17 protein-coding genes and 1 tRNA gene are annotated in these 13,360 nt (G+C 68.5%); 14 read left to right on the forward strand and 4 right to left on the reverse strand.

What is annotated here, in order from left to right:
- Window positions 1-143: 143 nt before the first annotated feature.
- The 14 genes from ACP7C5_RS06110 to ACP7C5_RS06175 all read left to right on the forward strand — a co-directional run bounded on the left by ACP7C5_RS06110 (window position 144) and on the right by ACP7C5_RS06175 (window position 10,769).
- Window positions 144-1,688: a GspE/PulE family protein gene (locus tag ACP7C5_RS06110; protein ID WP_426263548.1), complete on the forward strand. Its 1,545-nt coding sequence runs from the start codon at window positions 144-146 to the stop codon at window positions 1,686-1,688.
- Window positions 1,689-1,827: 139 nt separating this feature from the next.
- The gene (gene gspF / locus ACP7C5_RS06115; RefSeq protein ID WP_426263549.1) at window positions 1,828-3,054 is read left to right on the forward strand and encodes a type II secretion system inner membrane protein GspF; all 1,227 of its coding nucleotides are present in this window, start codon (window positions 1,828-1,830) and stop codon (window positions 3,052-3,054) included.
- A 16-nt stretch (window positions 3,055-3,070) separates the two neighbouring features.
- Window positions 3,071-3,571 (forward strand): type II secretion system major pseudopilin GspG, encoded by a 501-nt coding sequence (gene gspG / locus ACP7C5_RS06120; RefSeq protein ID WP_426263550.1) that lies wholly within the window; start codon window positions 3,071-3,073, stop codon window positions 3,569-3,571.
- On the forward strand, window positions 3,546-4,022 hold the full coding sequence (locus ACP7C5_RS06125; RefSeq protein WP_354285895.1) for a GspH/FimT family pseudopilin: 477 nt from the start codon (window positions 3,546-3,548) through the stop codon (window positions 4,020-4,022). The genes gspG and ACP7C5_RS06125 overlap by 26 nt, the downstream gene beginning before the upstream one ends.
- Window positions 4,015-4,383: a type II secretion system minor pseudopilin GspI gene (gene gspI / locus ACP7C5_RS06130; protein ID WP_426263551.1), complete on the forward strand. Its 369-nt coding sequence runs from the start codon at window positions 4,015-4,017 to the stop codon at window positions 4,381-4,383. Before ACP7C5_RS06125 ends, gspI begins: the two co-directional genes overlap by 8 nt.
- Complete coding sequence (gene gspJ / locus ACP7C5_RS06135; RefSeq protein WP_426263552.1) at window positions 4,380-5,006, forward strand: type II secretion system minor pseudopilin GspJ; 627 nt, start codon at window positions 4,380-4,382, stop codon at window positions 5,004-5,006. The genes gspI and gspJ overlap by 4 nt, the downstream gene beginning before the upstream one ends.
- The gene (gene gspK / locus ACP7C5_RS06140) at window positions 4,990-5,985 is read left to right on the forward strand and encodes a type II secretion system minor pseudopilin GspK (RefSeq protein WP_426263553.1); all 996 of its coding nucleotides are present in this window, start codon (window positions 4,990-4,992) and stop codon (window positions 5,983-5,985) included. Before gspJ ends, gspK begins: the two co-directional genes overlap by 17 nt.
- The gene (gene gspL, locus ACP7C5_RS06145) at window positions 5,982-7,079 is read left to right on the forward strand and encodes a type II secretion system protein GspL (RefSeq protein WP_426263554.1); all 1,098 of its coding nucleotides are present in this window, start codon (window positions 5,982-5,984) and stop codon (window positions 7,077-7,079) included. Before gspK ends, gspL begins: the two co-directional genes overlap by 4 nt.
- Window positions 7,076-7,552: a type II secretion system protein GspM gene (gene gspM, locus ACP7C5_RS06150; protein WP_426263555.1), complete on the forward strand. Its 477-nt coding sequence runs from the start codon at window positions 7,076-7,078 to the stop codon at window positions 7,550-7,552. Before gspL ends, gspM begins: the two co-directional genes overlap by 4 nt.
- A complete protein-coding gene (locus tag ACP7C5_RS06155; protein WP_426263556.1) occupies window positions 7,549-8,280 on the forward strand; it encodes a type II secretion system protein N in 732 nt (243 codons plus the stop codon). The genes gspM and ACP7C5_RS06155 overlap by 4 nt, the downstream gene beginning before the upstream one ends.
- 54 nt (window positions 8,281-8,334) lie before the next feature.
- Window positions 8,335-8,411: transfer RNA gene (locus ACP7C5_RS06160), tRNA-His, on the forward strand.
- Window positions 8,412-8,438: 27 nt separating this feature from the next.
- Window positions 8,439-9,491: a Leu/Phe/Val dehydrogenase gene (locus ACP7C5_RS06165; protein ID WP_426263557.1), complete on the forward strand. Its 1,053-nt coding sequence runs from the start codon at window positions 8,439-8,441 to the stop codon at window positions 9,489-9,491.
- Between the two features lie 85 nt (window positions 9,492-9,576).
- Complete coding sequence (locus ACP7C5_RS06170; protein WP_426263558.1) at window positions 9,577-9,975, forward strand: VOC family protein; 399 nt, start codon at window positions 9,577-9,579, stop codon at window positions 9,973-9,975.
- Between the two features lie 140 nt (window positions 9,976-10,115).
- Complete coding sequence (locus tag ACP7C5_RS06175) at window positions 10,116-10,769, forward strand: tetratricopeptide repeat protein (protein ID WP_426263559.1); 654 nt, start codon at window positions 10,116-10,118, stop codon at window positions 10,767-10,769.
- A 44-nt stretch (window positions 10,770-10,813) separates the two neighbouring features.
- Here ACP7C5_RS06175 and ACP7C5_RS06180 read toward each other — a convergent pair whose 3' ends face one another.
- The 4 genes from ACP7C5_RS06180 to ACP7C5_RS06195 all read right to left on the reverse strand — a co-directional run bounded on the left by ACP7C5_RS06180 (window position 10,814) and on the right by ACP7C5_RS06195 (window position 13,351).
- Window positions 10,814-11,092 carry a hypothetical protein gene (locus ACP7C5_RS06180; RefSeq protein WP_133188568.1) on the reverse strand — a complete coding sequence of 93 codons (279 nt, stop codon included), beginning with the start codon at window positions 11,090-11,092 and terminating at the stop codon, window positions 10,814-10,816.
- Between the two features lie 158 nt (window positions 11,093-11,250).
- The gene (locus tag ACP7C5_RS06185; RefSeq protein WP_426263560.1) at window positions 11,251-12,654 is read right to left on the reverse strand and encodes a M20/M25/M40 family metallo-hydrolase; all 1,404 of its coding nucleotides are present in this window, start codon (window positions 12,652-12,654) and stop codon (window positions 11,251-11,253) included.
- The gene (locus tag ACP7C5_RS06190) at window positions 12,651-13,094 is read right to left on the reverse strand and encodes a type II toxin-antitoxin system VapC family toxin (protein WP_426263561.1); all 444 of its coding nucleotides are present in this window, start codon (window positions 13,092-13,094) and stop codon (window positions 12,651-12,653) included. The genes ACP7C5_RS06185 and ACP7C5_RS06190 overlap by 4 nt, the downstream gene beginning before the upstream one ends.
- Entirely contained in the window at window positions 13,091-13,351 is a 261-nt protein-coding gene (locus ACP7C5_RS06195; protein ID WP_189674855.1) for a hypothetical protein, read from the reverse strand. The genes ACP7C5_RS06190 and ACP7C5_RS06195 overlap by 4 nt, the downstream gene beginning before the upstream one ends.
- Window positions 13,352-13,360: the final 9 nt, after the last annotated feature.

Genomic DNA, 13,360 nt, shown 5'->3' on the forward strand with positions numbered 1-13,360 from the left:
GATGCGCGGTCCCGCTTTCTCCTTCTGCGCTTCCCCGGCGCAGGCCGGGGCCCAGGGGCGGGCGGCTGAGTGTTCGGACGCTGCGCGCGATGCGCCTGACCTCCGCGACTTGGCCCCGGCCTGCGCCGGGAAAGCGCGTTAGGATGGCCGAGATCGATCTTCTGGCGCTGACAAGCGTGGCAGCGGCAACCATCCCCTACGCCTTCGCACGCCGCTTCGGCGTCGTCCTCGACCCCACCCACGACCACCTGACCGTCGCGATGCGCGAGGGCTCGGACCCCAAGGTCCTGCTCGAACTGCGCCGCCACCTCGCGCGCGCCTTCGACGTGACCTTCGTCGTCGCGACCGAATTCGACCGGCTGCTGTCCGAGGCCTATGCGATGGACGGCCAGGCCGCCGCGATGGCCGCCGGCACGCTCGGCCTCGGCGACGAACTCGACCTGCTCGCCGATCATCTCCCCACCGCCGACGATCTGCTCGACACCGCCGACGATGCCCCCGCGATCCGGCTGATCAACGGCATCATCGCCGACGCCGCGCGCAACGGCGTGTCGGACATCCATATCGAGCCGTACGAGACCGGCCTCGTCGTCCGCATGCGCATCGACGGCGTGCTGCGCGAGACGCTGCGGATGCCGCCACACGTCGCTCCCGTCGTCGTCAGCCGCGTCAAGGTGATGGCGCGGCTCGACATCGCCGAGCGGCGCGTGCCGCAGGACGGGCGGATCGGCCTGACGCTGGGCGGCAAGCTGCTCGACGTCCGCGTCTCGACGCTGCCGAGCCGGGCGGGCGAGCGCGTGGTGCTGCGTATTCTCGACAAGGAAAATGCCGGGATCACGCTCGACGTGCTCGGCATGACGCCGGGGATCAACCAACTGCTCAAGGAAGCCATCACCGAGCCCAACGGGATCATCCTCGTCACCGGGCCGACCGGCTCGGGCAAGACGACGACGCTCTACGCCTCGATGCGGTTGCTCAACGATGGCAGCCGCAACATCCTGACGGTCGAGGATCCGGTCGAATATGCGATGGAGGGCGTCGGGCAGACGCAAGTCAACGCCAAGGTCGGGCTGACCTTCGCGGCGGGCCTGCGCGCGATCCTGCGGCAGGATCCCGACGTCGTGATGGTCGGCGAAATCCGCGACCGCGAGACCGCCGAGATCGCGGTGCAGGCGTCGCTGACCGGGCATCTCGTGCTGTCGACGGTCCACACCAACGACGCGGTCGGCGCGATCACGCGGATGCGCGACATGAAGGTCGAGCCGTTCCTGTTGGCATCGACGCTCCGCGCGGTGATCGCGCAGCGGCTGGTGCGGCGCTTGTGCGAGGTGTGCCGGCGCCCGGTGGCGGCGGATGCGTCGGTCGCGGCGCTGCTCGGGTTCGAGCCGGGGGCGATCGTCTATCAGGCGGTCGGCTGCGAGCAATGCCAGGGGACGGGCTATAAGGGCCGCGTCGGTGTCTATGAGGCGATCCGCATCGACGAGACGGTGCGGCGGCTGATCAACGATGGCGGCGACGAAGCGCTGATCGCGCGGCATGCGTTCCTGCATGCGCCGACGCTGGGGTCGGCGGCGCGGCAGTTGGTGCGCGACGGGGTGACGACGGCGGAGGAAGCGGTGCGCGTGTCGCGGCGCGACATGGCCGATGCCGAGGCGCCGATGGTCGTGCCGGAGGTGGGGGGTGAGTAAATCCCTCTCCCTGTGGGAGAGGGAGGGAGCCGCCGTCAGGCGGCGGAAGGGTGAGGGCAGCCCACGCCGGTTGGCCGCGCTGCTCTCACCCGTCCTCGCTTCGCTCGGCCACCTTCTCCCGATGGGAGAGGGGTAGAAGATGCCTGACTTCGATTACCTCGCGATCGACACCAAGGGCCGCGAAACCCGCGGAGCGATCGCCGCACGGTCGATCGACGCGGCGCGCGTGCTGCTCGACCGTCGCCGGCTCTATGTCGTCAAGGTCGAACCCGGCTCGGGGCGCCAGCCCAAGGGCAAGCCGCTCCTCTCCGACCTCCGCCTGGGTTCCAAGAAGATGAGCACCAAGCAGCTCACGCTCTTCACCCGCCAGCTCGCCACGCTCAACCGCGTCTCGCCGCTCGAGGAATCGCTCCGCACGATCTCGCGCCAGACCGAGCAGCCGCATGTCCGCGCGATCGTCGAGTCGGTCCATTCAGGCGTCGTCGAGGGCCGTCGCTTGCACGAGGCGATGGCGCGCGAGGGCAAGAGTTTCCCCTCGCTCTACCGCGCGATGGTGTCGGCGGGCGAGAACTCGGGCTCGCTCCCCGTCATCCTCGAACGCCTGTCGGTGCTGCTCGAGCGCCAGGCCGAAATCAACGGCAAGATCATCACGACGCTTGCTTACCCCGCGGTGCTCGCGGTGGTGGCGATGGCGGTCGTCACCGCGCTGATGGTGTTCGTCGTGCCGCAAGTGGTCGAGCAGTTCGACACCGTCGGGCAGCAGCTCCCGTTCCTCACGCGCGTCGTGATGGGTCTGTCGAACTTCATGGTCGGCTATTGGTGGGCGATCCTGCTCGTCATCCTGCTCGCCGGCTTCGGATCGTGGCGCGCGCTGAAAAATCCGCGGATCAAGCTCGCTTTCGACACCTGGATCCTCAAACTGCCGATCCTCGGCCGTCTGTTCCGCGATCTCCACGCCGCGCGTATGGCGCGCACGCTCGCGACGATGGTCGCCAGCCGCTTGCCGCTGCTCGAAGGCCTTACGCTGACGGGCAGCACGATCCACAACCTCCGCCTCAAACAGGCGTCGGACGAGATCATCGAATCAATCCGCGGCGGCGGCAGCCTGTCGGCGGCGATGCGCCGTGCGGGCGTCTTTCCGCCGCTGCTGACGTATCTGGCTGCATCGGGTGAAACCGCGGGGCAGCTCGACGACATGCTCGAGCGCGCCGCCGAATATCTCGAGCGCGAGTTCGATCGTTTCACCACGACCGCGCTGTCGCTGCTCGAGCCGATCATCATCGTCGTGATGGGGGGTGTCGTCGCGACGATCGTGCTATCGATCCTGCTGCCGATCCTGCAGCTCAACACCCTGGCAGGCCAATAACATGACGAGGTTCGCAATGCCCCCCATCCGTCATTCCCACGCAAGCGGGGATCCCGCTGCTTTCCCGCTCCAGCAGAAGCGGGATCCCCGCGTTCGCGGGGATGACGGGGAGTCGGGTTTTACGCTGATCGAGCTGATGGTGGTGATCGTCATCATCGGCCTGCTCGCCGCGATCGTCACCTACAACGTCCTGCCGCTCGGTGACAAAGGCAAGATCGTCAAGGCCAAGGCCGACATCTCGACGATCGAGGGCGCGCTCGATCTCTACAAGCTGCAGAACGATTCGTACCCCTCGACCACCGACGGCCTGCAGGCGCTGGTCTCGGCCCCCGCCGATGCCGATGCGTCGAAGTACCAGCGCGGCGGCTATATCAAGAAGCTGCCGGTCGATCCGTGGGGCAAGCCGTATCTCTATGCGGCGCCCGGCGCGCATGGCGAGGCCGACGTCTGGACGCTCGGCGCGGACAAGAAGGAAGGCGGCGAGGGCGTCAATGCCGATATCGGCAGCTGGCAGTAAACGCCGGAAGGGCGAGCGCGGCTTCACGCTCATCGAGCTGATGGTCGTCGTCACGATCATCGGTCTCGCCAGCGCGGCCGTCGTGTTCGCGCTGCCCGATCCGCGCGGTCGTCTCGCCGACGAGGCCGCGCGCTTCGCGACGCGCACCAGCGCCGCGCGCGATCTCGCGGTGGTCGGCGCCAAGCCGATCAGCGTGTGGGTGTCGCAGGGCGGCTACGGGTTCGACGAGCGGGTCGACGGCGCATGGGTCGCGATGGCCGAGAAGCCGCTGCGCGTGACGCAGTGGGGCAAGGGCACGCGCGCGCTGCCGAGCGGCGACGGAACGCGCGACCGCATCCTGTTCGATTCGACCGGCGGGACCGATCGCCCGCTCGACGTGACGCTCGAGCGCAGCGGGCAGAGCGTCGTCGTCCATGTCGGCAATGACGGTAAGGTCCGCGTCGGTGGCTAAGCCCCGCGGCTTCACGCTGATCGAAATGATGGTCGCGCTCGCGGTGTTCAGCCTCGCCGCGCTCGCGCTGATCCGGCTCGAGGGCGCGACGATCCGCGGCGCCGCGACGCTCGACACGACGCTGCTCGGCCAGACCGTTGCGCGCAACGTCGCGATCGAGGCGATGACCGATGCCAAGCCTCCGACGATCGGCGCGGCGAGCGGCGTCGAGAGCAATGGCGGGCGCGCGTGGAGCTGGACTCGCAGCGTCCAGCCGACCGGCGACATTCGCGTGCTGCGGATCGACGTCACCGTGCGAGATCCGGCGGGGCGGCAGGCCGGCCGGCTGACCGTGGTGCGCGACGGGACGCGCGCGCCATGACGCCCGCGACCGACGACGCGGGCTTCACGCTCGTCGAGGTGATGATCTCGCTGCTGATCTTCGGCTTGCTCGCGGCGGCGGGGGTGGCGCTGTTGTCGTTCTCGGTCCGCGCGCAGACCGCGACGGGCGTGAAACTCGACGACGTCTCGGCGATGAACCGGCTCGGCGCGATCCTCACCGCCGATCTCGCGCAAGCGACGCCGCGCCCGACGCGCGGCGAGGATGGCCGCGTCCTCGCTCCTTTCACCGGCGAAGCGGGCGCGGCGGCGGCGCCGATGCTGCGGCTGGTGCGCAGCGGCTGGAGCAATCTCGACGGAACGCCGCGCGCGAGCGTGCAGAAGGTCGAATATGGCGTGGTCGACGGCGCGCTCGTGCGGACCGCCTATCCGATGCTCGACGGCGCGCCGCCGCTCCCGCCGACACCGCTGCTGGCGCACATCCGCCAGGTCGCGCTGCGCTACCGCGTCAAGGGCGCGTGGAGCGACCGCTGGAGCGGCAGCCCGCAATCGCCGCTGCCCGACGCGCTCGAACTGCGCGTGGTGCGCGACAGCGGGATCGCGACGCGCCAGCTCTTCCTCGTCGGCACCGGCTATGGGAGGCGCGTCGATGACCGGCTGGGTTAAGCGCAAACCCTCCGAGCGCGGCGCCGCGCTGCTCACGGTGTTGCTGCTCGTCGCGGTGATCGCGGTGCTTGCCGGGACCGCGCTCGAGCGTTTGCGACTCGCCACGCGGCTCGGCGGCAACGCGGTCGCGCTCGACCAGGCACGCGCCTATTCGTTGGCGGCCGAGACGCTCGCGGTGGTCAGGGTCAGCGAGTTGCTGCGCAAGAGCCCCGACAAGGTGACGCTGCAGGGCGGCTGGAGCGGCACGCCGTACCCGCTGCCGATCCCGAACGGCACCGCGACGGCAACGGTCGTCGATGGCGGCAATTGCTTCAACCTCAACAGCCTCGTCACCGAGACGCCCGCGAAAAGCGGCAGCTATTTCGCTTATACCCCCGCGCAGCTGCAGTTCGCCCGACTGATCCGCCTCGTCGACCCCGCAGCGGCATCGCCCGAAGCGATCGCCGCCGCCACCGCCGACTGGATCGACAGCGACGATTCGCCGATCACCGGCGGCGCCGAGGACCGCGACTATCGTGGTGGCGCGCAGCCCTATCGCACCGCGAACACGCTGATGAGCGACCCGAGCGAGTTGCGCGCGGTGCGCGGCGTGACGCGCAGCGATTATGACAAGCTCCGGCCATGGCTGTGCACCTTGCCCGTCGCCGGGCTGTCGCGGATCAACGTCAACACGCTGTTGCCCGAGCAGGCGCCGCTGATCGCGATGCTGCGGATCGGCCTTTCGCCCGAGGCGGTGCGGCAAGTGCTGCTCCAGCGCCCGCCCTTGGGCTTCGCGACGACGACGGCCTTCTGGGCGCAAAGTGCGGTGCGCAGCAGCACCGGCGACGATGCGCCGTCGCAGACCGACGTAAAGACGACATGGTTCTCGCTCAAAGTGCGCGTCGCGCTCGGCGGGGCCACGCTTGAACAAACCGGACTGATCGACGCGACGGCGCTTCCCGCGCGGCTCGTATCGCGGCAATGGGGCGAGCCATCATGACAGAAACGCTCGTCCTCTTCTTGCCCGCCCCCGATCTGCCGTGGCGCTGGCTGCGCATCGCGGGCGACGCCGTCGCGGCGCGCGGCGAGGGCTTTCCGCTGCTCGCCGCCGATACGCCGCTGGCGTGTGTCGCGATCGCGCCGGCCGACGCGGTGACGCTGCATTGGGCCGAACTGCCCGATCGCTCGCTTGCCCAGTCGGTTACTGCCGCACGCCTGCTCGCGGCGGATGCAAGCGCTGGCCCGATCGGCGATCTGCACGTCGCGGTCGGGCGCGAGGGGGAGGTCGTCGAGCGGCCGATCGGCGTCGTTGGCGCGCTGCAGATGCGCGCATGGCTCGATCTGCTGGCAGAGAACGGCGTCGATCCTGATGCGGTCTTGCCCGCGCCGCTGCTGCTGCCGCGGCCCGAGACGGGCTATCTTCGCGCCGATCTCGGCGGCGAGGGCGTGGTGCGCGGGGTCACGAGCGGGTTCGCCGATGAAGCGCGGCTGACCGAGCTTGTCACGGGCGGCGTCGCGCCGGTGGTCCTATCGCGCGATGCGCTCGAGACCGCGATCGTTGCGGCGGTGGCGGCGCCGTCGCTCGATCTTCGCCAGGGCGCGTTTGCGCGCAAGACGCGCCGCGCGGTCGATTGGGCGCTGGTCCGCCGGCTCGGCTGGCTGAGCGCGGCGATCCTCGGCGTGACGCTGCTCATCACGATCGTGCAGCTGATCAAATATTCGACCGCGGCGGATGATCTCGAACGCCGCACCGAACTGCTCGAGCGGACCGGGCTCGCGCGCGGCGAGGCGGTGAGCGATGCCGATCGCCAGTTGACCGCGCGGCTCGACCGGCTGCGCGGCGGCGGGCTGGGCTTCACCCGGACCACGGCGGCGGTGTTCGCGGCGATCCGCGCGACGCCGGGAAGCGAAGCGCACACGCTCGCCTTCGATCCCAACGGCACGCTGCGCGTCGGCGTCGGCGTCCAGAACGAAGGCCAGATCCTCGACCTGCAGCGCCGGCTCGGCGCGAGCGGCTTCGACGCGACGCCGCAAGGCCAGTTCCAGTCGGTGAACGGCCGCCTCTCGGGGGATCTGACGGTGAAGCCACGATGACCGAGCGCCTGCTCCTCTGGTTTCGCGCGCGCACGCAGCGCGAGCAATATCTCGTGCTCACCGGCGCGGTGCTCACGCTGCTGGTGCTGTGCTATTTCCTCGTCGTGCCGCTCGGCGATGCGCTCGAGTCGGCTAAGGCGCGGCATGCCGATGCGGTGATCGCGCTCGGCGAGACGCAAGTGCGCGTCGATGCGGTCAAGGCGGCACAGACGCTGCGCGTCGCTCCGCTCGATGCTCCGCTCGAATCGGTGATTCGCGCGCGCGCCAACGATGCCGGCTTCGCGCTGGCGAGCGTCACGCCGCAGGGCAGCGACCGAGTCGAGATCGCGATCGGCTCGGCGCGACCCGGCGCGCTGGTCGCCTGGATTGCCGAACTCGAGGCGGCGGGGATTCTCGTCGACCGGCTCGCCACCACTGCTGGCGCCGACCGTATTGTGTCGGTGCAACTGACGTTGAAGGCGAAGGGCCAATGACGCGCTTTCGATTGAAGACCGGCCCCGTCGCGCTGTTCGGCGCGGTGTTCGTCGTCGCGCTGCTCGTGCTGCTGCCGCTGCGCTTCGTGCTCGGGGCGTTCGAGCTCGAGCAAAGCCGAGTCGCCGCGCGCGAGGCGAGCGGCAGCGTGTGGTTCGGGCATCTCCGCGAGGCGCAGGTCGGCAGCATCGCGCTCGGCGATCTCAGCGCATCGCTGTCGCCTTGGGCGTTGCTCGCCGGCCGGGCGCGCGTCGATCTCGCGAGTCCGGCGACGGGTGCGGACGCGACTCGCGCGATCCACGGCGCGATCAGCGTTTCGCGGCACGGCGTCGGGCTCGACGATATGACCGCGAGCGTGCCCGCCGGTGCGGTGTTCGCGCCGCTCCCGGTCAGTGGGATCGATCTCGACGCCGTCACCGTCCATTTCGTCAACGGCACGTGCGAGAGTGCTGAGGGGCGCGTCAAGGCGACGCTTGGCGCGGACATCGCCGGAATCAGCTTGGGGCAGGGGCTCGCCGGCACCGCGCGCTGCGATGCGGGTGCTTTGCTGCTGCCGCTCGCGAGCCAGGCGGGGACCGAGCAGATCGCGCTGCGGCTGTGGCTGAACGGGCGGTTCCGCGCGGACCTCACGGTCAAGCCAAGCGACCCAAGCGCGGCGCAGAAACTCGAGCTGAGCGGCTTTCAACCGAGCCCGTCGGGGCATCGGCTGTCGATTGACGGTAAATTCTGAACGATCCATTCTTGACGCTGGCCCCTCGACCCCGCTAGGGGCGCTTCCTCTGCGGCGATCGTAGTTCAATTGGTTAGAGCGTCGGCTTGTGATGCCGGATGTTGCGGGTTCAAGTCCCGTCGGTCGCCCCACTTCTTTCAACAGCCAGGAATTTGTCCGTGACCACCGGCTGGGGCTTCCCCGATTTTGATGATCATGAGGGCGTGCACCTCTTCACCGATCCCGCTTCGGGGCTTCGCGCGGTCATTGCGGTTCATTCGACCAAGCTCGGGCCGGCGGCTGGCGGCGTGCGCTTCTGGCACTATGCCGATAGCGACCGCGCGATCACCGATGCGCTGCGCTTGTCGCGCGGGATGAGCTTCAAGAACGCCATGGCCGATCTCCCGATGGGCGGCGGCAAGGGCGTCGTGCTCGCGGCCAACCCTGGTGACAGCATCAGCCATGCACAGCTCGAGGCGTTCGGCCGCGCGGTCGAATCGCTTGGTGGGCGCTATGTGACCGCCGAAGACGTCGGCATGTCCGAGGCGAGCATGAAGACGATCGCGACGATGACCAAGCATGTCTCTGGCCTCCCCGTCGCAGCCGGCAGCGCGGGCGGCGATCCCGGGCCGTACACCGCAATGGGCGTCTATCTCGGCGTCAAGGCAGCCGCACAGCGCGGTCTCGGCGCGACCGACATGAAGGGCGTGCGCGTCGCGATCCAGGGCGTCGGCAGCGTCGGCGGTGGGCTCGCCCGCTTGCTCGCCAAGGACGGCGCGGTGCTCACGCTGGCCGACGTCAACGCCGACCGTGCGAAGGCGCTTGCCGAAGAGCTCGGTGCACAGACCGCTGGTGCCGACGAAATTCTCGGCGTCGAGGCCGACATCGTCAGCCCCAACGCGCTCGGCGCGATCCTGACCCCGGCATCGATCGCTGCGCTTCGCACGACGATCGTCGCAGGCGGCGCGAACAACCAGCTCGAGACCAAGGCCGAGGGTGCGGCCCTCCAGGTGCGCGGCATCCTGTACGCGCCCGATTACGTCATCAACGCCGGCGGCATCATCAACGTCGCGCTCGAATATCTCGGCCACGGCGATCAGGCCGAAGTCGAGACGCGTATCGCTCGCATCCCCGACCGGCTGGTCCAGGTGTGGGACGAGGCCGAGCGCACCGGGGCGCCGATCTCGGACGTCGCCGATACGATCGCACAGCGTCTGATCGGCCGCGCTTGAAGGCCGCCCACGCGGACGCCCTCGGGCGTCCGCTGAGGGGCGGTCTGGCATTGGCGCGACGGGCGTTATCGGTCAGAAGGGCCGGATGCCACAGCGTCTCGCCCTGACCTCGCTACTCGTTGCGGATTATGATCTCGCCATTGCCTTCTTCGTCGATGCGCTCGGGTTCGAGCTTCGCGAGGATACTGCGCTCGGCGATCAGAAGCGCTGGGTCGTCGTTGCGCCGCCGGGTCGTGCAAACGGGCTGCTGCTGGCGCGAGCCGTTGGCGAGGCACAAGTCAGCGCGGTCGGCAATCAGAGCGGCGGACGCGTGTTCCTGTTTCTTGAGACCGATGATTTTGCCCGCGACCATCATGCCTATACGCAGCGCGGCGTCCGGTTCGTCGAGCCGCCGCGACACGAGCCGTACGGTATTGTCGCGGTCTTCGAGGATCTGTGCGGAAACCGCTGGGATCTGATCCAGCCGATACGTTCTGGCCACTGACCCGTGGGTGTAGCGCCCGTGAAGCGGCGGCGCGCCCGCGCTTGTGCTTAGACCCCGCACTTGTGCTTAGACCCTGCACTTGTGCTTAGACGTCGCGCGCAAATCCCGTACAGCAGCCTGATGAACGCAAAGCAGACGCAATGAGTGGCTGGATCGGTTTGGCGCTGATCGGCGTCGTGGCCGCCGCAGCCTTATGGGCCAGCGGCGTGTCGCGCTCGCTGTGGACGCTGGTCGGCGCTGCCTTTATGCTCGGGGCTGCGGGATATGCGCTTCAGCAACGCGCCGGGCTTGGCGAACATCTGGCGGCGTCGGATGCAATCCCCGTGGCGGTCGCCCCGGAAATGGTCGAGCTGCGCGACGCGATGCTCGGTCGCTTTACCGGCGACGGCGCATATCTGATCGCGTCGGACGCGCTGATGCGCGCGGGCAGCCGGCGTAGCGGCGTCAATGTCATCCTGCTCGGCCTCAACCATTATCCGCGCAGCCTGACGTTGTGGACCGGGCTGGGGACTGCGATGGCGCAGCACGACGCCGCGATGTCCCCCGCGGCGCGGCTCGCGTTCGATCAGGCGACCCGGCTTGCGCCAGACGATCCCGCACCAGCATTTTTCGAAGGCCTCGCTTACGCGCAGGCCAGGGACTATCGCACCGCGCGTCGCTATTGGGCGCGGGCGCTCAGCCTGGCGCCCGCTGGCACCTCGTATCGTCGCGAGATCGCGTTGCGCTTGGCGGCGCTCGACATGGTCCTCGCGCAGCTTGACGCAGCGGGCACGAAAAAGGGCGCCTTCCGCTAAGAAGGCGCCCCAAATCTTCAGATCCGGGCCGAAGCCCAGTGATCTTAGTTGGCAGCCTTGGCGACGTTGTCGGCCTTGGCTTCGCCCGCGTCACGGACGTTGTCGGCAGCGTCATGCAGTTCGTCGGCCTTGTTCGCCAGGACGTCCGAAGCAACCGCGTTCGAGGTGTTCGAAGCCATGTCGTCGATCATCGACGCGTTGTTGTCGATGCCGTCGGCGATGACGTCAGCATTGTTTTCGATTGCAGCAGCTTCAGGGTTCTTGTTGCAAGCGGCGAGCGAGACCAGGCCGGCGGCGACGAGAACAAGGGCGATCTTCTTCATGCAATTGCTCCCAAGCAAATTAGCGCTTCGCAGTCGGCCCTATGCCGCCCGCGAAGATCGGAGGCATAGCGCCCCGCTGCGGTGCGTCAATCGCAAATCGGCCATAGACGGGCGCTTCTGCCACCTTTCGGCCATATTTGCGACGAAGCGAGCGCGGGCTATTTCTTCGGCGTAACCGGGCCGATTGCCTCGGGCGCATCGGCGACGATCGCGAGCATTGTCGTCCAAGCCGCTACATTCTGACGCAATTGTTGCGGATCGATCCGCTCGAGCGTGTCCTCGGGCGTGTGGTGGTAATCGAAATAGCGCGTGCCGTCCTGGTTGAGGTCGATCGCGGCAACGCCGGTCGCCAGAGTCGGGCCGACATCGGTCCCGTCGCCCCCGATTCCGCTGCCGCGAACGATTCCGAGCGGCGCGAGCGCGGCGGCGAGGCGACCGCCGAGGGCTTTGGCGGTCGCGGGGAGGTTGGTTTCGAATCGCCAGACGCGGTCGGCGCCGAAGTCGGATTCGGCCGCCAGTGCGTGCGTTTCGCCGGCATGTGCCTTGGCATAGGCGAAGCCGCCGAAGCCGCCGGTCTCCTCGTCGCCGAACCAGACGACGCGAATCGTGCGGCGATGGCGACCGCTGTCCATCAGCCGCTTGGCGGCGGCGGTGGTGATCGCGACCCCCGAGGCGTCATCGATCGCGCCGGTGCCGAGATCCCAGCTGTCGAGATGCCCGCCGATCAGGATCGTGCCTGCCGTGGGATCGGTGCCGGGGACTTCGGCGACGACATTGCCCGACATGCGGGTCGGCACGAAGGTCGGCGTGAGGGTGAGGTGGAGCGTGACGGGCTTGCCGCGCTTGATCATCCGCTCGAGGTTGGCCGCATCGGCGACCGAGAGCGCGGCAGCCGGGATCGGTGCGACGCCCGTCGCGAAATTGGTGACGCCGGCGTGGGGGCCACGACCGTGGTCCGAACCGATCGAGCGGATCACGATCGCGCTCGCGCCCTTGGTCGCGGCGATGCTCGGTCCGGCGCGGCGGGCTTGGCCTTCGGGGCCATAGGCCGATCCGTCCTGATTGGCCTGCATCGCGTTCGAGACGAACGCGATCTTGCCCCCAAGACTCCCATCGGGCGCTGCACGCAGGTCCGCGAGCGAAGGGAAGAAGGCGACCGGGAGCGTCAGCCCCTCGGCGGGCGTCGCGCCCGAATTGCCGAGCGCGGTCAGCCGCAGCGGCTGCGCGAACGGCGCGACCACCTCCGCCGTCTCGACGCCGCGGACCCATACATTCTGCAGTTCATACGGTTCGATCCGCACATTCTTGAAGCCGAGGCTCTTGAGCTTCGCCACCGCCCATTGCCGCGCGCGCTCTTCCTGCGGCGAGCCGTCGGGGCGGGGCCCGACCTCGGTGGTGAGCCCCTCGACGATGTCATAGGCGATGTCGTCGTTCAGCGCCTTGTCGCGCAGCGCAGCGACTGCGGGATCGACCAGCGGGGCAGGGCGCTGGGCGAGCGCCGGGCCGGTGAGCAGGGTCGAGGCGAGCAGCAGGCAAGGGGCGAGGGCGCGAAGCTTGGTCAAGAAGGAGTCCCGTCTGTTTGCAAGGGGTTGATGGCGGCGACGCCGAGCGAGGCGGCAGCGCGGACTTGGCGGATGTCGGTCGAGACGAGTGTAAGCCCGAGGCGTCCGGAAGTGGCAATGTGAATCGCGTCGGGGAAGCGCAGTCCGAGTTCGAAGCGCAGCATGTAGCCCGTCGCGACATCGATATCGGATGGCGCGACAGTGGTGCGGGCCCAATCGGGAAGACGCGTGGGGAAATCGAGTAGCAGCGTCTGTGCTTTGGTAGGATCCAATTGCTGCATCCGGACCCGCCGACCGACCGCCGAGGCAAGCTCCCCGAAGCCGAAGTCGCTATAGCTGAGGCTGGGCTTGGTCGTCTCGATCCAATGCCGCACGCTGATCCAATCGGTATCGCGGAACACAAGCGTGCCCATCACGCTGGCATCGCAATAGTGGCTCAATGATCGTCCTCGTCCCGCATTTCGCGGAGCAGTTCGCCCCAGCTCTTCTCGAAACGCGGCATCGGGTGTTCAGCGTGGAAGCGCTCGAGTTCCGCGATGTCGATAGGCTGCGGTTCGCGAGCCGAGACGTCTGGCTCCCGCGCGGCAACGGTCGCCACCACCACGCCATCGCGCACGATCTCCACCGCGCCGTCGCGCTCGACCGCTTCGACCAGATCCGCGACGCGGCGATCATCCGAGATGTCGATCCGTTCCATCGCAACAGG

The organism is Sphingomonas sp. PWP1-2 (assembly GCF_049898305.1).
Classification (GTDB): Bacteria; Pseudomonadota; Alphaproteobacteria; order Sphingomonadales; family Sphingomonadaceae; genus Sphingomonas; species Sphingomonas glacialis.